Annotated in this window: 25 protein-coding genes; 10 read left to right on the top strand and 15 right to left on the bottom strand. The window is 60.3% G+C overall.

Features of this window, described 5'->3' with window-relative positions; genetic code table 11:
* Positions 1–67: 67 nt before the first annotated feature.
* From trhO to GA0061102_RS15605, 3 genes are all read right to left on the bottom strand, one after another.
* Entirely contained in the window at positions 68–1,009 is a 942-nt protein-coding gene (trhO, locus tag GA0061102_RS15615) for an oxygen-dependent tRNA uridine(34) hydroxylase TrhO (protein ID WP_092850278.1), read from the bottom strand.
* Positions 1,010–1,150: 141 nt separating this feature from the next.
* On the bottom strand, positions 1,151–2,062 hold the full coding sequence (locus GA0061102_RS15610) for a CHAD domain-containing protein (RefSeq protein WP_092850273.1): 912 nt from the start codon (positions 2,060–2,062) through the stop codon (positions 1,151–1,153).
* Entirely contained in the window at positions 2,040–2,525 is a 486-nt protein-coding gene (locus GA0061102_RS15605) for a CYTH domain-containing protein (protein WP_092850270.1), read from the bottom strand. Before GA0061102_RS15605 ends, GA0061102_RS15610 begins: the two co-directional genes overlap by 23 nt.
* A 159-nt stretch (positions 2,526–2,684) precedes the next feature.
* Here GA0061102_RS15605 and GA0061102_RS15600 point away from each other — a divergent pair, with 159 nt between their 5' ends.
* The 3 genes from GA0061102_RS15600 (at position 2,685) to GA0061102_RS15590 (ending at position 4,580) form a co-directional block, all read left to right on the top strand.
* Positions 2,685–3,323, top strand: coding sequence for a 2-dehydro-3-deoxy-phosphogluconate aldolase (locus GA0061102_RS15600; protein WP_092850261.1), 639 nt, complete (start codon positions 2,685–2,687; stop codon positions 3,321–3,323).
* Between the two features lie 131 nt (positions 3,324–3,454).
* Positions 3,455–4,174: a tellurite resistance TerB family protein gene (locus GA0061102_RS15595; protein ID WP_092850254.1), complete on the top strand. Its 720-nt coding sequence runs from the start codon at positions 3,455–3,457 to the stop codon at positions 4,172–4,174.
* Between the two features lie 190 nt (positions 4,175–4,364).
* Positions 4,365–4,580: a hypothetical protein gene (locus GA0061102_RS15590; protein WP_092850467.1), complete on the top strand. Its 216-nt coding sequence runs from the start codon at positions 4,365–4,367 to the stop codon at positions 4,578–4,580.
* A gap of 7 nt (positions 4,581–4,587) precedes the next feature.
* Here the strand turns inward: GA0061102_RS15590 and GA0061102_RS15585 are convergent, their stop codons facing one another.
* From GA0061102_RS15585 to GA0061102_RS15565, 5 genes are all read right to left on the bottom strand, one after another.
* Positions 4,588–5,703: a nickel/cobalt transporter gene (locus GA0061102_RS15585; RefSeq protein WP_092850251.1), complete on the bottom strand. Its 1,116-nt coding sequence runs from the start codon at positions 5,701–5,703 to the stop codon at positions 4,588–4,590.
* On the bottom strand, positions 5,697–6,356 hold the full coding sequence (locus GA0061102_RS15580; RefSeq protein WP_208858656.1) for a DUF1007 family protein: 660 nt from the start codon (positions 6,354–6,356) through the stop codon (positions 5,697–5,699). Before GA0061102_RS15580 ends, GA0061102_RS15585 begins: the two co-directional genes overlap by 7 nt.
* Before the next feature lie 217 nt (positions 6,357–6,573).
* On the bottom strand, positions 6,574–7,881 hold the full coding sequence (locus tag GA0061102_RS15575; protein ID WP_092850246.1) for an RNA polymerase sigma factor: 1,308 nt from the start codon (positions 7,879–7,881) through the stop codon (positions 6,574–6,576).
* 4 nt (positions 7,882–7,885) lie between these two features.
* Positions 7,886–8,233, bottom strand: coding sequence for a YciI family protein (locus GA0061102_RS15570; protein WP_092850243.1), 348 nt, complete (start codon positions 8,231–8,233; stop codon positions 7,886–7,888).
* A gap of 189 nt (positions 8,234–8,422) precedes the next feature.
* A complete protein-coding gene (locus tag GA0061102_RS15565) occupies positions 8,423–9,316 on the bottom strand; it encodes a LysR family transcriptional regulator (RefSeq protein ID WP_092850241.1) in 894 nt (297 codons plus the stop codon).
* 528 nt (positions 9,317–9,844) lie between these two features.
* On the opposite strand from GA0061102_RS15565, the gene odc2 reads away from it, so the two are divergent.
* Both odc2 and GA0061102_RS15555 read left to right on the top strand, forming a co-directional pair.
* Entirely contained in the window at positions 9,845–10,978 is a 1,134-nt protein-coding gene (gene odc2 / locus GA0061102_RS15560; protein ID WP_092850237.1) for an ornithine/lysine decarboxylase, read from the top strand.
* 168 nt (positions 10,979–11,146) lie between these two features.
* A complete protein-coding gene (locus GA0061102_RS15555; RefSeq protein ID WP_092850234.1) occupies positions 11,147–11,737 on the top strand; it encodes a GNAT family N-acetyltransferase in 591 nt (196 codons plus the stop codon).
* Between the two features lie 39 nt (positions 11,738–11,776).
* Here the strand turns inward: GA0061102_RS15555 and GA0061102_RS15550 are convergent, their stop codons facing one another.
* The 6 genes from GA0061102_RS15550 to GA0061102_RS15525 form a co-directional block, all read right to left on the bottom strand.
* Entirely contained in the window at positions 11,777–13,141 is a 1,365-nt protein-coding gene (locus GA0061102_RS15550; protein WP_092850231.1) for a cytochrome-c peroxidase, read from the bottom strand.
* A gap of 19 nt (positions 13,142–13,160) precedes the next feature.
* The gene (locus GA0061102_RS15545; RefSeq protein ID WP_092850465.1) at positions 13,161–14,789 is read right to left on the bottom strand and encodes a phospholipase C; all 1,629 of its coding nucleotides are present in this window, start codon (positions 14,787–14,789) and stop codon (positions 13,161–13,163) included.
* 256 nt (positions 14,790–15,045) lie between these two features.
* Positions 15,046–15,861: a serine O-acetyltransferase gene (cysE, locus tag GA0061102_RS15540; RefSeq protein WP_092850224.1), complete on the bottom strand. Its 816-nt coding sequence runs from the start codon at positions 15,859–15,861 to the stop codon at positions 15,046–15,048.
* 117 nt (positions 15,862–15,978) lie between these two features.
* Positions 15,979–16,968, bottom strand: coding sequence for a WD40 repeat domain-containing protein (locus GA0061102_RS15535; RefSeq protein ID WP_092850216.1), 990 nt, complete (start codon positions 16,966–16,968; stop codon positions 15,979–15,981).
* Entirely contained in the window at positions 16,968–18,050 is a 1,083-nt protein-coding gene (locus GA0061102_RS15530; RefSeq protein ID WP_092850462.1) for a CobW family GTP-binding protein, read from the bottom strand. The genes GA0061102_RS15535 and GA0061102_RS15530 overlap by 1 nt, the downstream gene beginning before the upstream one ends.
* A gap of 140 nt (positions 18,051–18,190) precedes the next feature.
* Entirely contained in the window at positions 18,191–18,982 is a 792-nt protein-coding gene (locus GA0061102_RS15525) for a creatininase family protein (RefSeq protein WP_092850206.1), read from the bottom strand.
* An 86-nt stretch (positions 18,983–19,068) separates the two neighbouring features.
* On the opposite strand from GA0061102_RS15525, the gene GA0061102_RS15520 reads away from it, so the two are divergent.
* The 3 genes from GA0061102_RS15520 to GA0061102_RS15510 all read left to right on the top strand — a co-directional run bounded on the left by GA0061102_RS15520 (position 19,069) and on the right by GA0061102_RS15510 (position 21,820).
* Entirely contained in the window at positions 19,069–19,581 is a 513-nt protein-coding gene (locus tag GA0061102_RS15520; RefSeq protein ID WP_092850203.1) for a MarR family winged helix-turn-helix transcriptional regulator, read from the top strand.
* A 118-nt stretch (positions 19,582–19,699) separates the two neighbouring features.
* Positions 19,700–20,746 carry a LacI family DNA-binding transcriptional regulator gene (locus tag GA0061102_RS15515; RefSeq protein WP_092850200.1) on the top strand — a complete coding sequence of 349 codons (1,047 nt, stop codon included), beginning with the start codon at positions 19,700–19,702 and terminating at the stop codon, positions 20,744–20,746.
* Positions 20,747–20,851: 105 nt separating this feature from the next.
* A complete protein-coding gene (locus tag GA0061102_RS15510; RefSeq protein WP_092850196.1) occupies positions 20,852–21,820 on the top strand; it encodes a 2-hydroxyacid dehydrogenase in 969 nt (322 codons plus the stop codon).
* A gap of 121 nt (positions 21,821–21,941) precedes the next feature.
* On the opposite strand, the gene GA0061102_RS15505 is transcribed toward GA0061102_RS15510, so the two are convergent.
* Positions 21,942–22,712 (bottom strand): gamma-glutamyl-gamma-aminobutyrate hydrolase family protein, encoded by a 771-nt coding sequence (locus tag GA0061102_RS15505; protein WP_092850192.1) that lies wholly within the window; start codon positions 22,710–22,712, stop codon positions 21,942–21,944.
* Between the two features lie 293 nt (positions 22,713–23,005).
* On the opposite strand from GA0061102_RS15505, the gene GA0061102_RS15500 reads away from it, so the two are divergent.
* Entirely contained in the window at positions 23,006–24,112 is a 1,107-nt protein-coding gene (locus tag GA0061102_RS15500; RefSeq protein ID WP_092850189.1) for a TRAP transporter substrate-binding protein, read from the top strand.
* A gap of 231 nt (positions 24,113–24,343) precedes the next feature.
* Positions 24,344–26,647: a putative bifunctional diguanylate cyclase/phosphodiesterase gene (locus tag GA0061102_RS15495; protein ID WP_092850185.1), complete on the top strand. Its 2,304-nt coding sequence runs from the start codon at positions 24,344–24,346 to the stop codon at positions 26,645–26,647.
* The last annotated feature ends 187 nt before the right edge of the window (positions 26,648–26,834 follow it).

The following is a 26,834-nucleotide window of genomic DNA, read 5'->3' as shown; positions in this document are numbered from 1 at the left end:
TTTTCATATTTCGCATGTCGTTATTGCAAAACCGCCGTACACTTTTGCGCGACATGCTTTAAGTTTCTCAGCCGATATGCTGCTGGCCGCGCCTGCGGGCGAGCGCGATCTGGCGCTGCCTTTCACGGTAACGTTCGCGGTCTTCCTCGCTGCGCTCATGATAGCAATGGCTGCAGGAGACGCCCGCCTCGTAGAAGGGCGATGTGACTTCTTCCGCGGTGATCGGGTTGCGACAGGCGTGGCAGAGCTTGTGGTTGCCTTCCTTCAGCCCATGCTCGACCGAGACGCGCTCGTCGAAGACGAAGCAGGCGCCCTCCCAAAGGCTTTCTTCTGCCGGCACTTCCTCGAGATATTTCAGGATGCCACCCTTGAGATGATAGACCTCGTCGAAACCCTGCTGCTTCATGAAGGCCGTCGCCTTTTCGCAGCGGATGCCGCCGGTGCAATACATGGCGATCTTCGGCTTGTTGTGCAGGCCGGTGTTCTCGCGCACCCATTCCGGGAATTCGCGGAAGGTCTTGGTCTTCGGGTCGACCGCGCCCTTGAAGACGCCGATGGCGGTCTCGTAGTCGTTGCGGGTGTCGATGACGATGGTGTCGGGATCGGAGATCAGCGCGTTCCAATCCTTCGGCGCGATATAGGTGCCGACGACCTGGGTGGGATCGATATCCTCGACGCCCATGGTGACGATCTCTTTCTTGAGCTTCACCTTGATGCGCACGAAAGGCATTTTCGATGCACGGCTTTCCTTGTGCTCGAGACCGGCAAATTCCGGCTGGGCGCGCAGGAAGGAGAGCACGGTGCCGATGGCAGCATCCGTGCCGGCAATCGTGCCGTTGATGCCTTCATGCGCGAGCAGCAGCGTGCCCTTGACGCCATTTTCCTCGCAGAGCGCAAATAGAGGCTCACGCAGGCTTTCGAAGCGCGGGAAGGAAACGAAATGATAGAGCGCGGCAACAAGAAATGCGCCGGTCGCCTCGCGCCGTGGGTTGGAAAGGATGTCGGTCATGGCGGGGAAATACAATTTTGTGGGCTTGCAGGCAATCGGGATTTGCGTTGAAGGCCGGCATTGCTGGTGCAAGCGGCACAAACTGTCAAGAAAACGGGCTGGAAAGCCGATTTGACCACCGTTGCTTAGAGGTCGCCTGCTTCAATCCGCCGCTTCCAGCCAGAGCCGTTTGATGGTTCGCGCCTCGCATTCGGGCTTGTCGGCAAAAACCCAATGGGCTCGGCTCAATGCTTCCTCGCGGGCGATCTGCTGCCGGGAGATGATCGCCTCCAGCAGACGGGCGCGATCGTCGTTGCTGTCGAAGAGCTGCGGCTCGCGGTCCGCGACGCCGGACAGGATCGACAGATCGAGATAGCGGCCGAGCACATCGACCAGTGCCTTGGCCTCAAGCTGTTTGGCATGCATGGCGGCCGGCCAGATGTCCCGCAGCAGCATATGGTTCATCCAGCAGTCCTGGCTGCGTTTGCGCAGGTCATGAAAGCTCTCCACATGCGCATCGGTGTCGCCGCATTCGCAGAATGCCTCTATCGCCTTGCGGCCGTTCGTGCGCCAGCTCTTCCGGAGCAGCCGCGCCGCATCGCGCTTTCCGCATTCGATCGAAATACCCTTCACCGCTTCGATCGCTTCGCCACAAGTGGCGATTGCCGCCTGTGCCTTGTCTTCAAGGTCGCTCTCTTCTTGGGATAGGCGGTCGCGCCGGGCGGTCAGCACTTCGCTGACGCGGGACAATGCCTGCTGCTCGTCGGCTGAGGTCGCCGTTTCCTGAAGATAGTGGCTGACCTCGATCAATGCCGTGGCGTCACGTACGCCTGAGAGCGTGCGCGCCATGTCGCGAAGCCGGCCATTTTCCTGCCGCTGAAATTCCCGGGCGACCGGAGCGATCAATCGATAGAGGGCGCGTACGCGCTTGATATTCTTGCGAGCGTCGTGGACCGCTTCGTGCAGACCCTGGGGGCGATCTTTGAGTACGGCTATCGCCTTGCCGAGTTGGTGTGCGGCGACCCTATGCACCTCGCCATCAAGCGCCCGGTCAGGCCGTATGCGATAGCTCATCGTACTCCTGCTCGAACTGGGTCGCGAGCGCCTGGTTGGAATAGCGGTATTCGCCGGTCACTTCGCGACCGATCCAGTCCGGCAATTCCGGTTTGTCGTTTTCGTCTTCCATCTCCACCTCGGCGATCACGAGGCCGCAATGAGCGCCGCGGAAGACGTCGATCTCCCAGACGAATCCCTTGAAAGGCACCTTATGGCGGGTTTTCTCGATGACGAGGCCGATCGACGCTCCCAGTAATTCCTCAGCCTCCGGGATGGGGATCTCATATTCGAACTCGTCACGCGTCATCGCCTTGCCGATCTTGATGGTCAAGGTGGCAACGCTCTCGTTCGTCAGCCTGATGCGCACTGAACGGCCATCCATGGAAGCGATGTATCCCTGCCGCAGAATGAGCCTCTCCGACACAAAATTCCGCCAATGATCGCCGCGCACCAGAAACTTTCGCTCGATCTCTTTTGCCATGCGTTTGACATGCTCCACCGGCACAGATTGAGCCAGCCTATAGCAAGTCTTGACGAATTCCTACCCATCGCAGCGAGAGTGAGCTTTTGTCTCGACAAGCACCTCCGGGAAGGCTATTCGAAAGCCGGATTTCAATCGTTTTAAGGGAGCGCACCGACCATGGGCGAGAAAACCGCGAAGCTTCTTTCCATTCTGAAATTGCAGCCGGTCGTGCCGGTGCTGATCGTCGACGATGCGAAATCGGCCGTTCTTCTTGCCCGGGCGCTGGTCGCCGGCGGCCTGAAGGCGATCGAAATTACCTTGCGTACCGCGGGCGCGCTCGATGCCATCCGTGCCGTGGCCGAGGAAGTGGAAGGTGCCGAAGTCGGTGCCGGCACGATCCTGAACGTTGCGCAGTGGGACGCGGCCGTCGAAGCCGGCTCCAAGTTCATCGTCAGCCCGGGCACGACGCAGGAGCTTCTCGACACTGCCCGCTCCTCGCATGTGCCGCTGCTGCCGGGCGCTGCCACGGCAAGCGAAGTCATGGCGCTGCGGGAAGAAGGCTATACGGTGCTGAAGTTCTTCCCCGCCGAGCAGGCCGGAGGCGCGGCCTATCTCAAGGCTTTGTCCTCGCCGCTTGCTGGCACGGTCTTCTGCCCGACCGGCGGCATCTCGCTGAAGAATGCCCATGACTACCTGTCGCTGCCGAACGTCATCTGCGTCGGTGGTTCCTGGGTCGCGCCGAAGGAACTGGTCGCTGCCGGCGACTGGGCCGGGATCACCAAGCTTGCCGCCGAGGCTGCGACACTCAAGGGCTGATAAGTCGCTTCCATTCGATTTCGAAGGCGCGCGTGGATCATGCGCGCCTTTTTCTTTGTCGCGGATTATTTGTATTTGCGGTTGCGCTTCCTATCTCCCTGTCACCATCGCTAGGACGGAAGGAGCACCACATGATCGATGCCCGCAAGCTGCTGGACCAGTTTTTAGGGTCGCAGGTCCCTGGTATGCAGGGAAGCGTTAAGGACAAGGCGACCGAGGTCATCAATCTCGCCCGCGACAATCCGATGGCAACGAGTGCGATTGCTGGCGTGCTGCTTGGGACGAAGACCGGGCGTCAGGTCGCCGGCAATGCGTTGGCGCTCGGCGGCCTCGCCGCCATCGCGGGGCTTGGCTACCAGGCCTACAAGAACTATCGCGACGGCAGTCAGCCGCAGCCCGCGCCGCAGTCGGACTCACGGGCCGCCCCGCAGGCCGAGCCGCAGTTCCTGCCGCCGCCGTCGAATTCCGGTTTCAGCACCGCGCCGGCTATTGCCAGCAACGATTTTACGCTCTCCCTCGTCCGCGCGATGATCGCGGCTGCCCGTGCCGACGGTCATATCGACGACACGGAGCGCCAGCGCATTCTCGGCAAGGTGCAGGAGGCTGGCGTCGGATCCGAGGCGGAGGCCTTCTTCCAGCGCGAACTTGCCAATCCCGTCGATCTCGACGCCATCGTTGCCTCGGCAAAGACGGAGGAGCAGCGGGTGCAGGTTTATACGGCATCGCGGCTGACGATCGAGCCTGATTCACGGGCCGAGCGCGGCTATCTGGACCTGCTGGCCGGCCGGCTCGGTCTGCCCGACGCGCTGGTCGATCACATCGAGGCGACGGTCGCGGGCGCCAAGGTCTGAGCCTGATCGGTTGCGGCCGGTTGCCTTTCATCGGCGGCTGGCCTAAGCCTTCGCCGAAACACTTCATGGCGTGCTAGAGCCTTTCCGCTTTTCTTCGAATCGCGAAAAAGCTCTATCTTTTTGTTTTTACGCAATTCCGGACGGAAAACCGTTATGCACTTTTCCTGGAATTGCTTTGGGGATCGGCGATTTGACGGACAAGAAAAGCGACACCCGCTCGGCAGCGATCGCGGCAGGGGTTATTTTACTGGTCGCGACGGCCGTGCTTTATCTGATGCCGAACGTCATCGTCTGGCTCGGAACGATTTCGCCGTGGCTCGGCACCGGATTCGGCGTGCTGGTCATCCTCGCCTTCTTCTTCGTCTTCTGGCTGAGGGCGCGCTATCAGCGTCGCAGGGAGCGGTAAGCCGCCGTCAGCTCTGGAGTGAAGCGCCGAGCAGAATGACGCCGGTGCAGACGACCAGCAGCGCGCCGAGGATCTCGATGCTGTTGCCGACCCATGCCGAAAGCGTCGAGCCCCTGCCGGTGAAGCGCATGGCGGTGCCTTTCGCGAAAACCGCGATGATCGCGAGCAGCGAAACGGTCAGCGCCGTGCCGATCGACATGGCGAGCACGGACAGCAACCCGCCGAGATAGAGCCCGTTCAGCATCGAAAAGGTCATGACCAGCAGCGCGCCGGAGCAGGGACGCAGGCCGACGGCGATGATGGCCGACCAGGCTTCGCGGACGCTGAATTTCTCGTTCGACAGCATCTTCGGATCGGGAAGATGGTCATGGCCGCAGGCTTCGCAGTAGGCGCCATCGCCCGTCGCGTGGGCGGGATCGTAGCATTGATAGCCGCCGGCGGCAGGCGTGGCAGCCGCACGGCTGCGGGAGAAGCCCCTTACCGAATCCGTGCCGGTTGCGGCCCCTTCAAAGAGCGACAGGCTGATCGGTCCGGCCGATGTCGCGAGCTGGATCTCGCGGCGCCGCGCCCGGCTTTGAAGCATCGCCCGCACTTTGCGGAACAGAAGCCAGCAGCCGAACAGGATGACCATGACGAAGCTTGCGATCTCCATGGCGTTGGTGGCCATCGTCATGGTGATGCCGGAGCCGCGCAGGACGAAATAGGCGGCGCCAACGACGAGGACGGCGACGAGGCCCTGGATGAGGGCCGAGACGAAAGAGATGCTGATGCCGCGCTTCAGTTCGATCTCGTTGGCGACCATGTAGGAGGAAATGACCGCCTTGCCGTGGCCGGGGCCGGCTGCATGAAAAATGCCGTAGGCAAACGAGAGGCCGATCAAGGTCCAAAGCTGCCAGGGGTCCTGACGCATGGCTTCGATCGATTTGGTCAGCGCGCGATAGAAAGCCTGCTGCTCGTAATTCACATAAAGTAAGATCGGCGCAAGCGGGCCGCCGATCGGCTGGAAGCTCGGCTCTGCCGTGCCGACGCCGAGCGGCGAACCCGCGGCATGTGCAAGGCCGGCGGCTGCCAGAAGGACGAGCGTTGCAGCCGGAGCGAGCTTTCCTATTCTCGAAATCAGCATTGGACGTCTATCCGCGTTGCGAAGAGTTTCGACATCGTCGTCCCCGTCGGATCGTTGAAGAAGGCATCCGTCAAGGTTGACTTGTTTTCGGCGATGACTTCATCCGGGTTCGGGCGCACGACCTTCTGCGTACAGCTTTTGAAGGCTTCGCCTTCCGTCACCAGCTCCTTGTCGCTCGGGAAATCGATCGATGTGTAGAGCGTGGGGTCGTAGATGCCGAAGCCGAGCTTGTTGCCCTTCGCCAGTGGCATTGGTTCCGCCGGCCTGACGGCGAAGAACATCAGAAGCTGACCATCGCGAAAGTCGACATTGATGATGTCTGGCTTCTGCACTTTGATCGTTTTGCCGTTGAGCGTCAGGTTGGCGTAGTAGTCGTATTCGGCGAGGGATTCCCGCACGGTCTTGCCGACTTCCTTCAGCTCGTCCGGATCGAGCTTCAGATTGGTGTTCTTGTCGAAATCCATCAGCACCGAGGAGGAAAACACCTCGTCGAAGCGCCAGACGTTGCGCAGCTCCTGCACATTGCCATCAGGCCCTGACAGTACTTCAAGCCGCGCTTCCACGAAAATATGCGGATGCGCTGAAGCAACAGCCGGCGCAAGCAGCAGGCCGCCGGTCAAGGCGACAGCGTGAACGATCGTGGATTTTCTCATGCGTCCGATGTGCTTCGTGAGCATTGATTCACTTCGACTTCTGGTCAGGAAATGAGACGGAATTGGGACCGGCCGGCGGAACCGGTATCAAAACCAATTCAAGGCGATTCATTCAAGTATTTGATCTCGCAATACCTGCCGAGAAGAAGAGATTCATTTTGCGAAGAACAAGTCCGTTGATGCGTTGACCTGACGAGCGTGTAAGAATTAGCGTAACTCAAAGCAAGCTTGTTTTGTTAGGATCTGTCTTTGTCTGACGCCCCTCGGGGTTAGCGGGCGCCATGCTTTCCGTCCGTCGCTTTTGCAAGAAGCGGCGGACCGCAGGATCTATTTCCAGCGCAATCGCTTGGTCATAGGCCTCGCGTGCCGCCAATATCTCCCCTGTTCTTGCATGAAGTTCGGCTCGCGCTGCCCAATAGGGTTGATACTCGCTAAGCCGACTACCGGGATCCAGCCTCGGCAGCGCCGCCAGCCCTGCGGCCGCGCCGCGCGTCTGCGCCACGGCGATCGCGCGATTGATGGCCGCCACCGGCGAGCCGGTAATTGCGCAGAGGCCATCATAGAGACGTTCGATCGCCACCCAATCAGTCTTGCCTGTTCGGCGTCGCGCGACATGGGCCGATTGGATTGCCGCTTCCAATTGATAGCGGTCGAAGGCGTCAAATGAACTGGCGTGAATAAGCAACCTCTCAGCTTCGTCGATCAACTCTTCATCCCAAAGAGCAGGATCCTGATTGGCCAGCGGTACGAATTCGCCGGCCGAACTGCGCCGAGCCTCAAGCCGCGCATGTGAATAGAGCATCAGCGCAAGCAGGCCGAGCGCTTCAGCCTCCTCCGGTAAGAGCGCGACGATCAGCCGGCCGAGCCAAATCGCCTCCTCGGCCAGGTTACGCAGGCTAGCATCGGCGCCGGCCGGATCACTCCAGCCTTCCGTATAGACCGCATAGACCGCCTCCAGAACTGCGCCAAGGCGCCCGCGCATGTCTGCCTTGTCGGGCACGCGCAAAGGAATCTTGGCGCGTCGAATCCTGTTTTTGGCCCGCGCCAGGCGCTGGCCCATTGCCGCCGGTGAGACCAGGAAGGCGGAACCGATTGTCTGTGCGTCAAACCCGAGGATCGTCTGCAGGATCAGCGGCGCTCTGATTCCAGGCTGTATTACCGGATGCGCGCAAGTGAACATCAGAGCAAGGCGCTCGTCGGGAATTTCCGGCGTTTGGCTCGCCGTTGCCTCCAGCTCCTCCGCCATGAGCCGAAGATGTTCAGAGGCGGCGGCGCTGACCCGTCCGCGTCGGATGGCGTCGATCATCTTGCGCCGGGCAACGGCAAGCAGCCAAGCCTCGGGGTTATGCGGCGCGCCATTGATTGGCCAATCGGCCAGGGCGGAGGCAAAAGCCTCCGACAAGGCGTCTTCGGCGCCGGCCACATCGCGCGTGCGCGCCGCGAGAATGGCGACCAGTTTGCCATAGCTTCGGCGCGCAACCGCCTCGGCAGCCTTAATGGCCGGCTGGTCGTCTTCTCGCGACATGGCGTCAATAGACCATGAGAGGGCGAACCTCCACCGTGTCATGCTGAGCGCCCGGGCAACGGGCTGCCCAGAGGACGGCGCTGTCGAGATCAGCCGCCTCGATAAGATAGTAGCCGCCTAACTGCTCCTTGCTCTCGATATAGGGGCCGTTGAGAACCGAGGGCTTGCCATCCGGCGCACGCACCACGGTTGCCGTCGAGGAATCCTGCAATCCACTGCCTGCCAGGAACGCTCCGGCCTTTTTCAACACTTCCGTGTAGGCCGCATAGGCCGCAAACATCTCGGCCTTCTGCTCTTTCTTAGCATTCTTGTGTTCAGCTTCGTTCCAATACACCAACAGCATATATTGCATGACGCGTTCCTTTCTCGCGTTACGCGGAGCTTTAGTGCCCGCTGCAGCAGTGACGTTTGAACCGGCGCGATTTTGACAGGGCGCGGGGCGAAATTTCAACCGAGACAGAGTTGGAGGCATTTCCTCCTATAAACACGCGGGACATGAGCGATCGGCTGCAGGCCTTGCTGGTTTTGACAGCTGGAGTGTTCAGCCGTTCTTGCGGAACCAGTTGTGCAGGTAGTCCACAAAGATGCGCACCTTTGCCGGGAGGTAGCGTCGGTGCGGATAGACGGCATAAATGCCGCGGTCGGTCGGCAGATAGTCGTTGAACAAGGTCAGCAATTGTCCGCTTTCGATCGCCTTGCGACCGATAAAATCCGGGACGACGGCGATGCCAAGGCCCGAAAGCGCCGCGCGCAGCGTCGCATGCGGGCTGTTGACCTCGAGCGTGCCGTTGATGGCGACATTGAAAATGGTGCTGTCGGCATCGACGAAACGGATATTGCCTTGGGAGCGGGTGTTGGTGTCGATGATGAAAGGCACGCGCGTAAGGTCACTCGGATGCTCCAGCGCCGGATAGAGGTTGAGGAATTCCTCCGTCGCACAAAGGTGGACGCGGAAATCCGAGATCTTGCGGGCGATCATGCCTGAGTCTTCGAGCTTGGTGATGCGCACGGCAACGTCGAAGCCTTCCTCGATCAGATCGACGAAGCGATCGTCGGCGGCGATCTCCAGCGCCAGATCGGGATTTTCCTTGGCGAAGTCGATCAGCGATTGCCCGACCTCGGCGTCGACGAAGGTGCGCGGCACCGAAATGCGCAGCCGCCCCTTGAGCTGCTGATTGTTCTCGCGCACGAGGTCGGCGAGATTGTCGATCTCCTTCAAGATGTCGGAGGCGGTGCGATAATAAGTATGGCCGGCTTCCGTCATGGAGAACTGGCGTGTGGTGCGATTGAGCAGCAGCGCGCCAAGTTCGTCTTCGAGTTCGCGAACGTATTTCGAAAGCAGCGCCTTGGAGCGCCCGGTCCTGCGTGCGGCCGCCGAAAATCCTTCAGCCTCCACCACGTCTATAAAGGCGCGAATTCGGGTTAAAGTATCCATGGCAGAGCCCCCCGTTAACTGTTTCGAGATGTTGAACAAAATGCGCCGATTTGTTCAATTATTTTTTTAGGGCATGCGCGAAAAATTTTCTTGATTATTACCGCGAATGTTCCTATTTCCCGATCAGCCCAAAGTCGCACGTGCCCGTGGGTGTCCGCCGATCCTCGATGTGGTGAGAAAATCGGTAAGGTACCTGGAACTAACCCCTCCAGTCGCTATTTCGGCCAACCGAAAAATGCGAGGACATCTGAAGCAACGACGGTGCGGGCCTTTTTGTTCTCTCCCGGCTTTCCAACAGCCGGGGTTACTGAAGAGGCACACCTTCATTGCCGGAAGTGCGGTTGGGATTCTCCCTCCAATCCATGGCAGACAAAGCGAATTAGCGCCGCTTGCGGCACTCGTTCATCATCCGCGCTTCGCGCATTTGCATGGTACCGGGGTCTCCACCGGCTGGTTCCTAAGCAAATGAGCGTCGCCCTTTGTCCTCTGGGTCTTTCCCGGAGCTTTTGGAATTGAAAGGGAATTGACATGACCACGCAGCGTATTCGCGACTTTCTCGCTACCCGACGTCCGGATGGTCCTTGCCTGGTGGTCGATCTCGATGTCGTCCGCGATAATTTTCACGCTTTCCGTCATGCCATGCCGGACAGCGCCATCTACTATGCCGTCAAGGCCAACCCGGCTCCGGAAGTGCTGCGCCTGCTCGCAAGCCTCGGCTCCAATTTCGATTGCGCGTCCGTCGCTGAAATCGAAATGGCGCTCGATGCCGGTGCGACCGCTGCCCGCATCTCCTTCGGCAACACGATCAAGAAGGAGCGCGATATCGCCCGTGCGCATGCACTCGGTATCAACCTCTTCGCCGTCGACAGCCACGAGGAAGTCGAGAAGATTTCCCGTGCCGCTCCCGGCGCTCGCGTGTTCTGCCGCGTGCTGACGGATGGCGAAGGCGCCGAATGGCCGCTGTCGCGCAAGTTCGGCTGCGTTCCGCAGATGGCTGTCGACGTTCTCGTCTATGCTCATCAGCTCGGTCTGGAATCCTACGGCGTGTCTTTCCACGTCGGCTCGCAGATGACCAAGGTCGATGCCTGGGATGACGCTCTTGCCGATGCCAAGCGCGTTTTCGTTTCGCTCGCCAAGCAGGGCATTCACCTGCAGATGGTCAACATGGGCGGCGGTTTTCCGACCAAGTACCTGCGCGACGTTCCTTCGGCCGAAGCCTATGGCAAAGCGATCTTTGCGTCTCTGCGCGCCCATTTCGGCAATCAGATCCCGCACACGATCATCGAGCCCGGCCGCGGCATGGTCGGCAATGCCGGTGTGATCAAGGCTGAAGTCGTCCTGATTTCGAAGAAGTCGGACAACGATGCCGCTCGCTGGGTCTTTCTCGACATCGGCAAGTTCGGCGGTCTCGCCGAAACCATGGACGAGGCGATCCGCTACCCGATCCGCACGGAGCGCGACAGCGACGAAATGGAAGCCTGCGTCATCGCCGGCCCGACCTGCGATTCGGCCGACGTGCTCTACGAGAAGAACCTCTATCCGCTGCCGGTGACGCTCACCATTGGCGACGAGGTCCTGATCGAAGGCACCGGCGCCTACACCACGACCTACTCGGCTGTGGCATTCAACGGTTTCGACCCGCTGAAGGCCTACATCATCTAAGGCATGCATCCCGAAAAGTGCGAAGCGGTTTTCGGATAAGATCATGCCAAGGAAAAAACTCAGCGTCGGCTGAGTTCTGATATCGCCGCCCCCGTAGCCAATCGGGGCGGCACCCTCACAATAGTTCGTCACCGCCGCTGATAACGGTATTGGGCACGGGAGGCCAAGATGGCCGCTGTTCTTGATTCTGTCCGCGCATTTTTTGCGCCGTCCACTTTCACTCTTGACCTGGAAAACGCAGGCGATGTCGTTGCGCGCGAAAACCTGCTGGATCGCGCCATGGGCGCCGGTCGCCGCAAGAAGTCGTCGGAAAAGCTGCGCCAGGGCCGCATCCCGGCCGAAGGCCTGGCGCTAGTCGCGCGCGATCGGGCCGGCCATGTCATCGGCACGGTTCGCCTGTGGAACATCGAAGCCGGCGTCGACCGCGAGACCCGCCCGGTCGATGCGCTGCTGCTAGGCCCGCTGGCCGTCGATCCGGCATATGAAGGCAAGGGTGTCGGCTCGGCGCTGATGCGCGCGGCCATCATGGAAGCGAAGAAGCGTGAGCACGGCGCGATCCTGCTCGTCGGCGATGCGCCTTACTATGAGCGCTTCGGCTTCTTCGCTTCGAAGACCCGCCATCTTGTCATGTCTGGGCCGTTCCAGCGCGATCGTTTCCTGGCTCTCGAGCTCAAGGAAGGCTGGCTCGACAGCGCCGCCGGCATCATCGTCGCCAGCGGTCGCAAGCTGGCTCAGCCGCCGATCTCCAAGGCAGCCTGAGGTCTTACTCCGCCTTCGCCCGTTGGGGCGGAGGCGTTTCTATCTGGCTGCCTTCACACTGTCCTTCGCCGGGTCATAGCCATCCGACAGCGTTCTCAGGAAGGCCACGACGTCGGCGATCTCGGCGTCGCTCAATGCTGGGGCATCGCCGAGCTTGCGGTTCATCGGCGCGTCGATGATGTCGATATTGGCCCGATACTGCGGCGGAAGGTCGTCGTATTTCACCACCTTGCCGCTTGCGTCCTTCGGGTAGATCTCTTCCGGATTGGTATCGCGCTTGACGTAAAAGCGGGTCACGTCCTCAAGCGTCCGGTAGACGCCATTGTGGAAGAAGACATGGCGGGTGGCGACATTGCGCAGCGTCGGCGTCTTGAACAGCCCGCAATTCTGCTGCTGGACGGAATAAGTATCGTTGCGCAGCGGGCCGCAAATGCCGGTGTCGTAATAATGGGCATCGGCATTCGCCGGAATGGCAGGATTGCGCGGCACGCCTAGAGCCTCGAACTCGAAATCGGTGAAGTTCGGCATTTGCCCGTCGCCGGTCATCTTGTCGAGATGACAGGAGGCGCAATTGCCCTTGTTCGCGTCGTCGAACAGCTTCAACCCCCGCGCTTCCGTGTCCGTCAGCACCGCCTTGCCGCGGAGATAATAGTCGTACTTGCTGGTGTAGGGATGGAAGGAGGGCTCCTCGATCTGATAGCGGGCGAGCGCGAAGCCGATCTCCGAAATCATCATATCCCGATCGTTGAGGACATTGTCGCCGAACAGCGCCGAAATGTCCTTGCCGTAACCCTTTTTCAGTTTCGCATAGACGGTCGCCACATCGGCATTCGCCATTTCGAAGGGAGAGATCATCGGCTGCAAGGCCTGTTCTTCCAGCGAATCGATTCGCCCATCCCAGAACATGCCGCCCCGCGGCACGAGGTTCGCGGCTGCCGCATCGGCCTTGACGGCCTGGGCGGTCAGTGGGCCGGCGACGCTGGCGGGCGCATTGGCCAGAGCCACACCCGATGCTTCGGTCATCGGAGACGCTTCCGCCGCCTCGTCGGCAGCGCTCTCCTCTCCGATCGAGAAGGAAGGCGTCGACGTCTTGTAGGCGAGGCTCGGTACCGCGCGGATGCCCGGCTGATCGAGATGCAAGCCACCGAGCTGGACGGCGAGACCGTTGGCCGGCGCGTAGTGGTTGGCCGGGTCGTGGCAGCTCGCGCAGGACATCTGGCCGTTGCCGGAGAGCGACGGGTCGAAGAACAGTTTCTTGCCGAGCTGGGCAACCGCGCTCAGTGGCGCCTGTTCATCATAGCCGTTTGCGGTCGGCTCGCTTGCCACGCCGACAGCCGCACCCGCAAGCGAAAGCCCTGCGAGTGCGAGAAGCGGCAGGAGACGGTGGTTGATCTGCAAGGGCATTTCCGTCTCCCCTATGATTTTAAGAGGCCTGATTGCCGGTCTTCGGATCGAGGGTCAGCTTCGGCGCGTCGCCCTTGGACCAGTCGAACATGCTGTTCAGCGAGCCCGAAAGCGCATCGAAAGAACCACCGCCGAGGCGGGCGCCGGCCATCCAGTTATCCTCGATGAAGCGCATGACCGAGGTCTGGTCGGTCAGCGTGTGGTCGACGAAGTTGACCTTGGCGTAGGGCGAGATGACCAGCAGCGGCTGACGTGTGCCATAGCCGCAACGCCCCTGCGCAGGCTGTCCGTTGACACCGGGCAGCGGCGTGCCCGTGGAGCAGCTGTCGCCGCTCAGCACGTCATAGCCCTTGACTGGGAGCTTCGACGGATTGACGACCGCGTGGGCATGGTCATACCAGCCGTCGGAATCGTCGTAGAGGAGGATGACGGCGGTATCCTTCCAATCCGGCGAATTCTGCACGGTATTGACCACTTGTGTGACGAATTCCTGCTCGTCGAGCGGATCGGAATAGCCGGCATGGCCGTCCTGATAAGCGGGTGCCTTCAGGAAGCTGACGGTTGGCATGTTGCCGTTCTTCAAGGCCGCATAGAAGTCGGTCATGTCGTACTGGTGGTTTGCCGCATCCGTCGTGCCGATCGCCGCCACGGAGGACGGGCGCGCATGCGTCGGATTGGCGGTCGAGGCATAGTACTGGAACGGCTGGTGATGCGGGATGTAGTCGCCGTAATTGACCTTGGTGACGGTCGAAGTCGTCGCGCGCTTGCAACCCGTCGTGCCGTCCGGGTTGGTCAGCGAGAGGTCGAAGCCGCCTTCGAAGAAGCCCCAGGTAATCTTGTGCTCGTTCAGCATGTCGCCGATGTTCTTGCCGTACATCAGCGCCGTCTGACCGACCGAGCAGACGTCGCCTGTGGGATCGAAGTCGCTGATCGCGGTCCAGCCGCCATTGCCGTCAGGCACGATGCGGCCCTTGGAATAGGTGCCGTCGCTTTCCAGCATGTAGCCGGGCGGCAGGATGACGCCATTGGTCTGGCCGGAGATCAGGTTCAGCGCGCCGGGGGTCGAGGGGCCGAAATTGGTGGAGAAGGAATTGTCGTTCAGGGCGTAGTGCTGGGCGTAGTTCCAATAGGCCGTGACGGTGTTGCCGTCATAATAGCCCATGACCTGACCCTTCGTGCCGAAGGCGCCGGCGGCACCCTTGGTGCCCCTGCCGGTATTGGCCGGGAAGAGGTCCATGGCAAAATTGTTATAGGCGGCCTGCTCGGCGGTATAGCCGTGATTCTGCGACTGGGTGGCCGCCTGCGTGCGGTCGAGCCGGAACGGGGCAGCGGCGTCTGCGCCATTGGCCGTGTTGGTCTTGTTCGGATTGGTGTCGAGAAGACCGGCATTGGCCAGCGTGTTGATATCGGTCGGCGTGTTGTCGGCCGCCTTGAACTCCGGCTCGCCGGCGATGTTTGCGGCCTTGGGGTACGTCGCGAAATAATGGTCGAAGGAGACGTTTTCCTGGAAGATAACGACAAGATGCTTGATCGGCGTTGCGGTATTCGGTGCCGGCGCTGTGTCAGCGGCACCCGCGGTGGAACAGAGCAAGATAAGTGTAAGCGCGCTGCCGGCTGCAAGGGCGGCGCGACGTGAAAGACTGGTCATCGTCATATCCTCTTCGAGTGGGGGCATTGCTCCGGCGCATTTGCGCCACGCCGGGCATAGAGAACCCTTTCGAGCTATCAATGGAGTATGACAGTTCCATGAAGGATGCGGCGATCAGTCTAAGCCGCGGCAATCCTTCCGTCGTCAAACACTTGATTCTGCTGCAGCGGAGAGCGACATCGTGCGCGCGCTCGCCGGATGCGATCATGCTGCTACCTTATGTCACGTGCCGCGACGCCGGCTCGATCGATTGGAACTAGATGTTCTGATCCATCGTTTCGGCCGGGATCTCGTCGGCACGATGGATGCGCACGACCAAAGCCGGCACGCCGGCGACGGTGCAGTGCGCAGGAACCGGCTTCACGACGACGCTGCCGGCCGCAACCTTGCTGAAGGCGCCGACCTCGATATTGCCGAGGATTTTCGCGCCAGCGCCGATCATCACGCCGTGGCGGATCTTCGGATGCCGGTCGCCACTCTCCTTGCCGGTGCCGCCCAAAGTGACGTTCTGCAGGATGGAGACCTCATCCTCGATGACGGCGGTTTCGCCGATGACGATACCGGAGCCGTGATCGAGCATGATCGACGTTCCGATCTTTGCAGCCGGATGGATATCCGGCCCGAAGACGAGCGAGACGAGGTTGGAAAGCCAGCTGGCAATTTCCGTCCGTCCCTCAGTCCAGAGCGCATGGGCGATGCGATGCGTCTGCAGGGCATGGAAGCCCTTCAGGTTCAAAAGCGCATGCAGATAGGTGGTGCAGGCCGGGTCGCGCGTGCGGACGGCAATGAGGTCGGCCTCGGTTGCCTGCAGGATTGCGGGATGCCGCGTCAGCACGTCGGACAGCAGCGAAAGCATGTCGCCATGCTCGATCCTGACGACACAGAGCCGGGCGGCGAGCACATGGGCAAGGCTTTCGGCATTGGTGCTGCTGGCAAGCAATTGCGCCTGCAGCAGCGGGGCTATTGTCGGCTCGCGGGCCGCAAGCTCGGCGGCCTCGCAACGGATCACATCCCAGACGTCTTCGGCTGGGGCAGGGGTATTTCCGGCTGGTGCCGTTCCCGACTTGGGCATGATCCTGTCTTTCTCTCCAGAGCGGTTCAGCTATTCGCAGAATCTCCGAACCGCTCCATTTTACGGTGTTACGCAATTCCCAACGGAAAGCCTCTGCGTGCTTTTCGCGGGATCACATCAGGCCGACACGTCGACGACGCCGCAGTCGCCGGCTTCGGAGGCGAAAGCAAGCAGCTTGCCGGACTTGCTCCAGCTCATCGATGTGATTGCACCCTTGCCGGGGCGGCGCAAGAGCGCCTCCTTGGCGTCACCGACGCGGACCGCCAGGATCATGCCGTCGATGAAGCCGATGGCAAGGATATCTTCGGCCGGATGGAACTTCACGCAGGTCGCCATGATATTGGCGCGGCTGCCGAGCTCCAGCGGTGCCTTACCCATCGGGCCGTCCTTGCCCTGGAAAGGCCAGACGATGGCAGCCGGTGCTCCGCTCGAAGCGAGCCACTTGCCCTTTGCCGACCATGATAGGGACTTCACCTTGGCAGGATAGCCCGTCATGCGCATGTGCCGGGCTTCTGCACCTGGCTTGGCATCCAGTTTCCAGCCGTGCAGGGCGTTCTCCTGCATGGTGGTGACAATGAACTGGCCGTCCGGCGAGAAGGTGACGCCGGTGTGGGCACCCTTCCATTCCAGATTGACCGGCTGGGCGCTCATGCCGACCCAATGCAGCGACACGCCGTTATAGCGTGCAGCGGCGATGCGCAGGCCCTTGGGGGCAAAGGCGATGCCTTCGACGGTGCGTTCTTCCGGAAACTCTTTCGTCGTGCCGTCGGACAGCCGGACGAAGGCGCTCTTGCCATAGGAATAGGCGACCGAGCCCTGCGGTCCGGCAGCGACCTGGCTGATCCATTTGCGCGGCGCTTCGGCCAGCACCGTTATGCCGCCATCGGCCGCGATGCGCAGGACCTTGCCGTCTTCGCCGCCGGAAATCAGGCTCTCGCTATAAGGATCGCGAATGCAGGTGAGCATGCCCTGGTGAGCTTCGGTGACCTTATCCCCGCCCTCCAGGCGATGGATGGCGCCTGCGGCGCTGGCGAAGAGGGGGGTGTCACCTAAAAATTCGACGGCCAGAACGTGGCCGTCGATATCAAGCGGAGCAACAGTCGGCATCAGGCAGACGCCTCGCACGCCTTGAAGCTCGCTTCGAGCTTTTCGCGGTCGAGTTCGCGACCGATGAAGACGAGCCGGCTTTCATGCTTCTCGCCATCCTTCCACGGACGCTGATGATCGCCTTCGATGATCATGTGCACGCCCTGAACGACATAGCGCTCCGGATCGTCCTTGAAGGCGATGATGCCCTTGAGGCGCAGGATGTTCGGGCCCTGCGTCTGCGTGATCTTCTGGATCCAGGGGAAGAAGCGTTCGGCATTCATCTGGCCGCCGCGCAGCGAAACCGACTGCACTGTGACGTCGTGGATCGGCGACGGGGCGTGGTGATGATGGTCGTGACCGTGGTCATGATCGTGATGATGGTGGTCATGATCATGATGGTCGTGATCGCAATCCGGGCCGCAGACGTGATCATCATGGCCGTGCTCGAGGAAATGTGGGTCATTCTCGAGCGCGCGCTCAAGATTGAAGGCGCCCTGGTTCAGCACGCGGGCGAGATCGACGCCGGAGCGGGTCGTCTTGTAGACGCGGGCGGCCGGGTTGATGGCGCGGACGATGTCCTCGATCTGAGCCAGTTCTTCCGGCGTTACGAGATCGGATTTGTTGATGACGACAACGTCAGCAAAGGCGATCTGGTCTTCGGCTTCGCGGCTGTCCTTCAGGCGCAGCGGCAGGTGCTTGGCATCGACGAGCGCGACGACGGCATCAAGCTCGGTCTTGGCGCGGACATCGTCGTCCATGAAGAAGGTCTGGGCGACCGGAACCGGATCGGCAAGGCCGGTGGTTTCGACGATGATGCCATCGAAGCGGCCGGGACGGCGCATCAGGCCTTCGACGACGCGGATAAGGTCGCCGCGAACGGTGCAGCAGACGCAGCCATTGTTCATTTCATAGATTTCTTCGTCCGACTCGACGATGAGGTCGTTGTCGATGCCGATCTCGCCGAACTCGTTGACGATGACGGCGTATTTCTTGCCGTGATTTTCAGATAGGATGCGGTTCAGCAGCGTCGTCTTGCCGGCGCCGAGATAGCCGGTGAGAACGGTAACGGGAACGGGCTTTTGCGTGGCTGTTTCGGTCATGGGAGCCTCGAAATAGGGAAGGTTGCCCCGGGGAGCAGACATTGGTCGGGTTCCATATAAGGAGTTGGAGACGTCAGTTCAAAGGCTTTTATATGTTATAAGATCACATTGGGTTGCGGAGCGGCGACTGGGCCGTGCGGTCAGGTCAGCGTCGACACGTCGAAGCTGTCGACATCCCCAAGCAGTTCGACAAGCCCGTTGACGGCATGTGCGATCAGTCTTTCGCCCTTGTCCGCTGTTGCCACGCCTGCATTGCCAGCTACGCCCCGAATGCTCAGATCGGACATTTTCCAGCCGAAGGCGTGGGGCCCGTAGGCGCGAAGGTGATTGAAGTCGCGGATGAAATCGGATTGGCGGGAAGGAAAGTTCTCCGCCTTCGACATGTCGACCTTTTCGGGGTGCAGGGCGAGCATGACCGATGTCTCGATATCGCCGCCGTGAATGTCGATCGCTTTGTCATCGGGCATGATCAGTCCGCCGGGCACGCCAAAGCGGGTCCAACTGGTCGCGACCGCCAGCATGTTGAAGCGCACACGCGCTTCCGTCGCGACGATGGTCATCAGCGGAGAGTTGCCGCCATGGGCGTTCAGCATGACGAATTTGCGGATGCCGAGCTTGTTCATCCGCTCGGCGATGCCGAGCCACTGTTTCACGGCTTCGTCGAAAGCCAGGGTTTTGGTTCCGGCGACATCGATGTGCTCTATGGAGTAGCCGACAGGCTCCGTCGCCAGGAAGGTGACGGGCAGTTTGGCGGGCAGGCCGGCCTTGAGGCGTGAAACGATGCCTTCGGCGATCAGCGCATCGGTTTCAAAGGGTAGATGCGGACCGTGTTGCTCATAGGCGCCAAGTGGCAGCACCGCGATCCATTTTGCCCGTTCTTCAGGGGGGAGTGTAGTATCATTGTCGTCGAAACATGGCAAAGGATGCGCCATCTGAGGGTGTGCCTCTTGTTTATGTCAATAACCTGCGCAATGTCATAGCGTGATGGCGCATCGGCGAAAAGGTCAACGGAATCACGATGGGTAAGAAGAACAAGGTCGGGAAGAAAAGTAAGTCAGGTAAGAAGAAGGATCACCGGGACTACACGCTTGCCGATCTGTCGCCGGCATTGACGCAGGCGGCGCGGTCCATGCGAACGGTGATGACCCGCAGCCTGACGGCAAGCGGTCTCTATGCCGGGCAGGACGGCGTCATCCTTGCCCTGGCGGCCAGCGACGGTCTTCCGGCCGGATCGCTGGCGCAGAAGCTCGGCGTCAAGGCGCCGACGATGACGCGCACGATCGGCCGCATGGAGGCGCAAGGCTTCGTCGAACGGCGGCCGGACGCCGAGGATGCTCGCCTGACCAAGGTCTATCTCACCGAGACCGGCCGCAACAGCGTCAGCGAGATCGAAAGCTCTGCTGCCAGCTGCGATGAACTCGCGACGCGCGGTTTCTCCGAAAAGGACATTCGCTCGCTCGTGCGACTGCTGAAGACGATTGAGAACAATCTACAGGCGGGCGATGACGACGAGGACGATGAGGAAATCTGAAAATCCTCGCGAATTCGAGTTGCGCGACGCGATTAAAGCTTTTAATTAAATATTTTAAATTCCGGAATCGTAAAACGAACGGAATATGTTACGGCTGCGTTTCACGGGGAGGGAGCGCGTGGCGCAAAAGATAAAGCTTTCTACAATTGCGGAAACGCTCGGCATTTCAACAGCAACGGTATCTCTGGCCTTACGTGATAGCCCGTTGGTCGCGGTCAATACACGCGAAAAGATCAAGGACCAGGCCCGCGCGCTAGGCTACATCTACAATCGCCGCGCGGCGAGCCTCAGAACGTCGCGATCGGGGATCATTGGCGTCGTCGTTCATGACATCATGAACCCGTTTTACGGGGAAATCCTCAAGGCGATCGAAAGCGAACTCGATCGCAGCCGGCACACCTTCATTCTTTCCAACCATTATGACTCTGTCGAGAAGCAGCGAACCTTCATCGAGACGCTGCTGCAGCTTGGCGGCGACGGCGTGATCATGTCGCCGGCGATCGGAACGCCGCCGGAGGATTTCGAGCTGGCCGAAGAAAACGGCATGCCCGCCATTCTCGTGGCGCGCCAGATCGATGCACTGGATCTGCCGACCTATCGCGGCGACGACAGCTACGGGATTTCGCTTGCCACCAACCACTTGATCAGCCTTGGTCACCGCTCGATCGCAATGATCGGCGGCACGGACCAGACCTCGACGGGGCGCGACCGCTATCAGGGCTATGTCAATGCGCTGCGCAAGGCGGGCATCGAGGTCGATCCCAATCTGCGTATTCCCGGCGCGCGCTCGAAGCAGGGCGGTTTCGAGGCGGCCGTGCACTTCCTGTCGCTGCCGCAGAAGCCCACGGCGGCGGTCTGCTGGAACGATCTGGTCGCCATCGGTCTGATGAACGGTATTTCCCGCGCTGGTCTCGTACCGGGGAGGGACATTTCGGTTACCGGCTACGACGATCTGGAAGAAGCGGCAATCGCCACGCCGGCGCTGACGACGGTCTGGAACGGTCAGGCCGAGGTCGGAAGGCTTGCAGCACGGGCGCTTTTGGATAGATTGGCGGGAAGCCACGAGCCGGATGGTATCCATCTCATCAAGCCGGAAATGCGCATCCGCCAGTCGACGGCGCCATACAAGGCCCGCGAGCAGTTCAGCCCTTCACGGGATCGCTGAACCGCTCTATCTCATTGGCTCTATGCAGTTCCGGGCGGGAAGCCGCCGTCTATTTTCCTGGAATTGCTGCAGTCGCGCCGAACCGTACCGCAAGAGGAAAGATTCATGTCCGATAACCGCATTGCCGTCCTCGTTCCGGGGAAGATACACCCGCGTGTTCTCGAAAGGCTTGGAAAGCAGTTCGATATCGTATCCGTAGAACGTGATGGCGGCCCGAAGGTCGATGCGGAGACGGCAGCCCGCATCCGCGGCGTCGCTGTCTCGGGCGGCTTCGGTGCCTCCTGGATCGATGCTTTTCCGAATATCGAAGTCATCGCCAATTTCGGCGTCGGCTATGATGGCATCGACGTCAAACATGCCGCTTCCAAAGGGATCGTCGTCACCAATACGCCTGACGTCCTGAATGACGAGGTCGCGGATACGGCGATCGCGCTGCTGCTGAACACGCTGCGGCAGTTTCCGAAAGCTGAAAGCTGGCTGCGCGAGGGGCGCTGGGTAAAGGAAGGGGCGTTTCCGCTCTCGCCTTTTTCGATGAAGGGGCGCCGCATCGGTATCAATGGTCTCGGCCGCATCGGTCTCGAGATCGCCAGAAGGCTCGAGCCGTTCAAGGTGAAGATCGGCTACCACACGCGCTCGCCGCGCGACTCGCTGCCTTACGATTATTATCCGACCCTGAAGGAAATGGCGCAGTCGGTGGATACGCTGATCTCCATCGTGCCGAAGACGCCGGAAACGCACAAGGTCATCAACGCGGATATCCTATCGGCGCTTGGGCCGCAGGGCGTGTTCATCAATGTCGGCCGCGGCTGGTCGGTCGATGACGATGCACTGATCGCCGCCCTCGGCAATGGTACGCTGGGGGCCGCCGGCCTTGATGTGTTCTACGATGAACCCAATGTGCCGGCCGGCTATCTCTCCCTGCCGAACGTTTCCTTGCTGCCGCATGTGGCGTCCGCCTCGGTGCCGACACGCGACGCCATGGCCGATCTTGTCGTCGACAACATCATCGAATGGTTCGTAAAGGGCCGGCCGGTGACGCCGGTGCCGGAGACGCCGGTCAAGCTGCGCGGCTGATCACACGGTCTTCTGTTTATGGAGCATTTCATGGAAAAGTGCGCAGCGGTTTTCCGTCCGGAATGCGTTGGGAAATAAGAAGATAGAGCGTTTTTGCGATTCGAAGGGTAGCGGAAATGCTCTATTGGGCGGCGGCGAGCCGCTCCTTGCTTGCCGCATAGTCGCGCACGGAATCGCCGAAGGCGACGAAGAGCTTGCGTGACGGCGAATCCGTCTCGGCCCAATATTCCGGATGCCATTGCACGCCGACGGCAAAGGCCCTGGCGCCGATGACGGAGACGGCCTCGATCGTGCCGTCCTCGGCCAGTGCTTCCACCTGCAGCCTTGGCGCCGTATCGGCAATCGCCTGGCGATGCAGCGAGTTGACGCGCACTTCGCCCGGGCCGACGACGCGGGCGATGCACGAGCCTTCCTTGACGAAGACGCTCTGGCGGATCGAATACATCGTGTCGCGATCGACATTCTGCGGTTTGCGATGGTCCCAGATGCCAGGCTGCTCCTGGATCTCGCTGGCAAGCGTGCCGCCAAGCGCGACGTTCAGCTCCTGAATGCCGCGGCAGATGGCGAGCATCGGAATGGCGCGCTCGATGGCGCGGCGGATAAGCGGCAGCGATGTCGCGTCGCGCGCCGGATCGAAGGGGCCGTCGCTGTCGCGTGCTTCTTTCCCATAGAGCGACGGATGCACGTTGCTGGCGGAACCGGAGACGAGCAGCCCGTCGACTCGGTCCAGAATGGCGTCCGCATCGTTACCGTCCTCCAGCGCCGGAACGATCAGCGGCATCAGTCCTGCCGCCTTGACGGCGGCGCGGACATATTGCTGCTGCACCGCATGCCAGGTCGTTCCATCGAACTCGCGGATGTCGGCGGGGATGGCGATGATTGGTCTGGACATTCAAGGCTCCGGAAGGTGCAAAACGGCTATTCGCTGAGACCCCTGGAAGACGAAGATGTCAATCCGAGGGCGGATTATCCTTGCTTTCAATCTACGCGCATATAGGCCTGCCGGCAACGCGGAGTGGTTTCAGTAAGGCTTTGCCTTCATTCGTCACAAGGATGTACAGGAATCGCCATAATGCGATGCGAGAGCAAACTTGAAAGACCGTGTGCGGCGTGGTTAGCTCCATCGCTTGCGCCAATCGGGGAGCGTTCCGCTCTCCAGCATAGCCGTCCGTATGGGAGATTTCGATGGATCGCCGTTCCTTCATAAGGCGGGCAGGAGCAGTTGGCGCAGGTGCTGCCGCCTCCGCGCTTGCGACCCCGGCTCTGGCTCAGGAGTATCCAAAGATCACCTGGAAGATGACGTCTTCCTTTCCGAAAAGCCTGGACACGATCTATGGCGGCGCGGAGGATATCGCCACCCATGTTTCCGACGCGACGAACGGCAATTTCACCATTCAGATCTATGAGGCCGGCGAAATCGTGCCCGGTGCGCAGGTTGCAGATGCGGTGAGCGCCGGCACGGTCGATGCCGCGCATACCTGCTCCTATTATTTCGCGGACAAAGATCCGACCTACGCCATCGGCACGACGCTGCCGTTCGGCCTCAATGCCCGGCTGACCAATGCCTGGTTCTACCAGGGCAACGGCAACAAGCTGATGAACGAGTTCTATGCCACGCAAGGCATATTGGGGCTTCCCGCCGGCAATACCGGTGCGCAGATGGGTGGCTGGTTCCGCAAGGAAATCAACACGCTCGACGATCTCAAGGGCCTGAAGATGCGCATAGCCGGCCTTGCCGGCAAGGTGGTGCAGAAGATCGGCGTTGCCCCGCAGCAGGATATCGCCGCGAATGATGTCTACAATGCGCTGGACAAGGGCGCCGTCGATGCGGTCGAATGGGTCGGCCCCTATGACGACCTGAAGCTCGGACTACAGAAGATCGCCAAATACTACTATTACCCCGGATGGTGGGAGGGCGGTGCCGTGGTGCACGCCTTCTTCAACCTGGAAAAATGGAACGGGCTGCCGAAGAACTATCAGGCCATCCTCACTGATGCCTGCGCTTTCGCCAACACCAACATGCTGGCGAAATATGACGTGAAAAATCCCCAGGCACTGAAGGACATCGTGCAGCAGGGCGTGACGCTACGCCCCTTCAGCCAGGAGATCATGGAAGCCTGCTTCCAGGCAGCCAACGGACTTTATGCCGATCTGTCCAAATCCAACGATTCCTTCAAGCGCATCTATGCGGATCAGGTCGCTTATAAGAAGGACGCGTATCTGTGGATGCAACTCTCCGAGTATACGTTCGACACGTTCATGATGATCCAGCAGCGGGCGGGCAAGCTCTGATACGTGTTCCACAAGTGTCTAATGGTGTTTTATTTTATCAATTAGTCACTTAAATATTGTCTCGGCGTTCGAATTCACTTAGGTCGATTGCACGAATACGATGCGTTTCGTGATCTAAATTCAACCTAAGTTGCCGACATAATTGGAAAATCTGTCCATATACGTGCTATTTGGGCAATCAAATTTTAAAAAGTTTCGACTAGGGTGTCCGCCGCATCAGGGGAACTCTGAATGAAGCCTCCAAGCCCGGACACCGTGCCGACGGATGTTTATCTGTCGTTCGTCAGTTCGCTTTTCGGAAACCGTAAAACGCTGTTTACGGGCGTGGTGGTTCATATCCTGACGTATGTCGTCGTGTTTATGAGCACGCGCGCGAGCATCTATCTCGTTCTTTGCCTGGCTTTTGCAGCGGTTTTCGTGCTGCGGATATATTCGTTCCGGCTCTTCGACGCGGCCGACAAGCATAATTTTACGCGCGCCGACATTTCGAGTTGGGAAACGCGCTACGTCATCGGGGCGGCGGCGACGGCGTCCATACTCGGCATCGGCAGTGGCTATGCCATCCTGATCGTGCAGGACCCGCTGGCGGAATTCATCTGCATCGCCGTGACCATGGCGTCGATGGTATCGATCGTCGGCCGCAACTACGGTTCACAGAAGGCGATCGATCTCCAGACGCTTGCCTGCTGCCTGCCCATCATCATCGCCTGTCTGATGTCGGAGCAGCTCTACAAGGCGATCGTTTCCATCATGCTCGTCCCGTTCGGGTTGACCACGCGCGCGATGGCGAACGGCGTGCGTGAATTTCTCTACAAGAATGTCATCGCATCGCGCGAGATATCGCTGATCGCCGACCGGTTCGATACCGCGCTCAACAACATGACGCATGGCTTGTTCATGCTCGACGCGCATAACCGCATTCTCGTGGTCAATCGCAAGGCATGCGAGCTGCTGAATTTCTCGCATCAGGAACAGCTCAAGGATTGTGAATTCGACGTCGTGCTGCGTTACGGCGCGCGTCACGCCTTCATCGACGGATCGCTGCCGGGGCTCATTCAGCGGCAGATGGCGCAGCTGGTCAGCGGCACGCTGTCGCGCACCCTGATCCAGTTCAATGAAGATCAGTTTCTGGAGTTTTCGGCCAGCCGCCGTGCCGATGGCGTCGTCATCCTGATTTTCGAAGATGTGACGGTGCGCATCCGGGCAGAGCGCAAGATCCTGCACATGGTTCGCTACGATCCTCTGACGGGGCTGCCGAACCGCGAATATTTCGTCGAGCTGGTCAAGGAAAAGCTTGCTGCGCGCAGCGGCGAAACCCAGGTCGGTATTCTCGTGCTCGACGTGGACGACTTCAAGCATGTCAACGACACCAAGGGACATGTGACGGGAGATCGTCTGCTGGTCGCTATCGGCGAGCGCTTGAAAGAGCTTGCGGGCACCACGGTACTTCCGGCCCGTCTGGTGGGCGATCAATTCGTGCTGTTCTTTCCAAATGAGAGCAATGAATCCGATATCGATTCACGCGTGCGCGCATTGCATGCCGCGATGACCGGCACCTACGATGTCGATGACAACAGCTTCCGGATCTCGTTCAGCGGCGGCTATGTCACCATGTCGAGCCGCGAGTTCCGTCCGGAAGAGTGGCAGATCAAGGCCGATCTGGCGCTGTTCGATGCCAAACTGCGGCTGAAGGGAAGCTGCAGCGCCTTCGAGCAGGAGATGGATGCGCGCTACGTCGAGCGGCAGAAGCTGAAGGACGATCTGCGCGAGGCGGTGGAAGCCGGCAATCTTCTGGCCATGTATCAACCGATGTTCACACCGGATGGCTCCCGCATCGATTGTTGCGAGGCTTTGGCGCGCTGGACTCATCCGGAAAAGGGTTCGATCCCGCCCAACATCTTCGTGCAGATCGCCGAAGAGATGGGCATTGTCGGCGGCATCACCCGCTTCATGATCAATCAGGCCTGCCGGGATTGCGTTTCGTGGCCGGGACAGGTCGCGGTTTCGGTCAATCTCTCGGCCCAGGATCTGCGCAGCAACGATATCGTCGATATCGTTGCGGAAGCGCTCGATGCATCGGGATTGGAGCCCTCGCGGCTGCATCTCGAAGTGACGGAAAGCTGCCTGATGGACGAGATGGCGACCGTTCGCTCCATTCTTGCGGATCTGCGCGCCAAGGGCATCACCATCGCCATCGACGATTTCGGCACCGGCTTTTCCAGCCTCAGCTATCTCGACTCCTTGCCGGTGGATGTTGTGAAGATCGACCGGTCGTTCGTTCGCGACATCACGACGGACAGCCGCCGTTTCAAGCTTCTGTGCGGCATCGTCGATCTTTCCCGCGCCCTCAGTCTCCACATCGTGATCGAGGGGGTCGAGACGCCGGAGCAACTGGCGCTGATCGTTGAGAACAATCTCGCCGATATCATCCAGGGCTATGTTTTCTCCATGCCCGTGCCGCGGGAACAGGTTGTCGGAACAGTGGACAGCCTCGCCCGCCGGCAATCGGGGCTGCGGCACGATCACGTCGCCTGATGCTTTGGTAGCCCCCTAAGTCATCTCCCGATGCTAGGGTCGTTCGCAACGATCACTCACCTCATTGAAGGCCAACTGACAGGGATCGAGCGTGGCTGGCGCTGGCTCATTTCCCCATGTCGGAGTGGAGAGTCGAAGCTGTGAGAGCGCCGCCTTGTAGCAATGGAAGCTAGAGCGCTTTCGCAAC

The organism is Martinezella miluonensis, assembly GCF_900094545.1.
Lineage (GTDB): Bacteria > Pseudomonadota > Alphaproteobacteria > Rhizobiales > Rhizobiaceae > Rhizobium > Rhizobium miluonense.
The sequence above is the reverse complement of the archived record's forward strand: the minus strand, read 5'-3'. Positions and strand labels throughout refer to the sequence as shown.

What these genes read in the sequence shown, in the direction of transcription:
- trhO (WP_092850278.1), bottom strand. Translation starts at nt 1,009, where the DNA reads ATGACCGACATCCTTTCCAACCCACGGCGCGAGGCGACCGGCGCATTT.
- GA0061102_RS15610 (WP_092850273.1), bottom strand. Translation starts at nt 2,062, where the DNA reads ATGAGCTATCGCATACGGCCTGACCGGGCGCTTGATGGCGAGGTGCAT.
- GA0061102_RS15605 (WP_092850270.1), bottom strand. Translation starts at nt 2,525, where the DNA reads ATGGCAAAAGAGATCGAGCGAAAGTTTCTGGTGCGCGGCGATCATTGG.
- GA0061102_RS15600 (WP_092850261.1), top strand. Translation starts at nt 2,685, where the DNA reads ATGGGCGAGAAAACCGCGAAGCTTCTTTCCATTCTGAAATTGCAGCCG.
- GA0061102_RS15595 (WP_092850254.1), top strand. Translation starts at nt 3,455, where the DNA reads ATGATCGATGCCCGCAAGCTGCTGGACCAGTTTTTAGGGTCGCAGGTC.
- GA0061102_RS15585 (WP_092850251.1), bottom strand. Translation starts at nt 5,703, where the DNA reads ATGCTGATTTCGAGAATAGGAAAGCTCGCTCCGGCTGCAACGCTCGTC.
- GA0061102_RS15580 (WP_208858656.1), bottom strand. Translation starts at nt 6,356, where the DNA reads ATGAGAAAATCCACGATCGTTCACGCTGTCGCCTTGACCGGCGGCCTG.
- GA0061102_RS15575 (WP_092850246.1), bottom strand. Translation starts at nt 7,881, where the DNA reads ATGTCGCGAGAAGACGACCAGCCGGCCATTAAGGCTGCCGAGGCGGTT.
- GA0061102_RS15570 (WP_092850243.1), bottom strand. Translation starts at nt 8,233, where the DNA reads ATGCAATATATGCTGTTGGTGTATTGGAACGAAGCTGAACACAAGAAT.
- GA0061102_RS15565 (WP_092850241.1), bottom strand. Translation starts at nt 9,316, where the DNA reads ATGGATACTTTAACCCGAATTCGCGCCTTTATAGACGTGGTGGAGGCT.
- odc2 (WP_092850237.1), top strand. Translation starts at nt 9,845, where the DNA reads ATGACCACGCAGCGTATTCGCGACTTTCTCGCTACCCGACGTCCGGAT.
- GA0061102_RS15555 (WP_092850234.1), top strand. Translation starts at nt 11,147, where the DNA reads ATGGCCGCTGTTCTTGATTCTGTCCGCGCATTTTTTGCGCCGTCCACT.
- GA0061102_RS15550 (WP_092850231.1), bottom strand. Translation starts at nt 13,141, where the DNA reads ATGCCCTTGCAGATCAACCACCGTCTCCTGCCGCTTCTCGCACTCGCA.
- GA0061102_RS15545 (WP_092850465.1), bottom strand. Translation starts at nt 14,789, where the DNA reads ATGACCAGTCTTTCACGTCGCGCCGCCCTTGCAGCCGGCAGCGCGCTT.
- cysE (WP_092850224.1), bottom strand. Translation starts at nt 15,861, where the DNA reads ATGCCCAAGTCGGGAACGGCACCAGCCGGAAATACCCCTGCCCCAGCC.
- GA0061102_RS15535 (WP_092850216.1), bottom strand. Translation starts at nt 16,968, where the DNA reads ATGCCGACTGTTGCTCCGCTTGATATCGACGGCCACGTTCTGGCCGTC.
- GA0061102_RS15530 (WP_092850462.1), bottom strand. Translation starts at nt 18,050, where the DNA reads ATGACCGAAACAGCCACGCAAAAGCCCGTTCCCGTTACCGTTCTCACC.
- GA0061102_RS15525 (WP_092850206.1), bottom strand. Translation starts at nt 18,982, where the DNA reads ATGGCGCATCCTTTGCCATGTTTCGACGACAATGATACTACACTCCCC.
- GA0061102_RS15520 (WP_092850203.1), top strand. Translation starts at nt 19,069, where the DNA reads ATGGGTAAGAAGAACAAGGTCGGGAAGAAAAGTAAGTCAGGTAAGAAG.
- GA0061102_RS15510 (WP_092850196.1), top strand. Translation starts at nt 20,852, where the DNA reads ATGTCCGATAACCGCATTGCCGTCCTCGTTCCGGGGAAGATACACCCG.
- GA0061102_RS15505 (WP_092850192.1), bottom strand. Translation starts at nt 22,712, where the DNA reads ATGTCCAGACCAATCATCGCCATCCCCGCCGACATCCGCGAGTTCGAT.
- GA0061102_RS15500 (WP_092850189.1), top strand. Translation starts at nt 23,006, where the DNA reads ATGGATCGCCGTTCCTTCATAAGGCGGGCAGGAGCAGTTGGCGCAGGT.
- GA0061102_RS15495 (WP_092850185.1), top strand. Translation starts at nt 24,344, where the DNA reads ATGAAGCCTCCAAGCCCGGACACCGTGCCGACGGATGTTTATCTGTCG.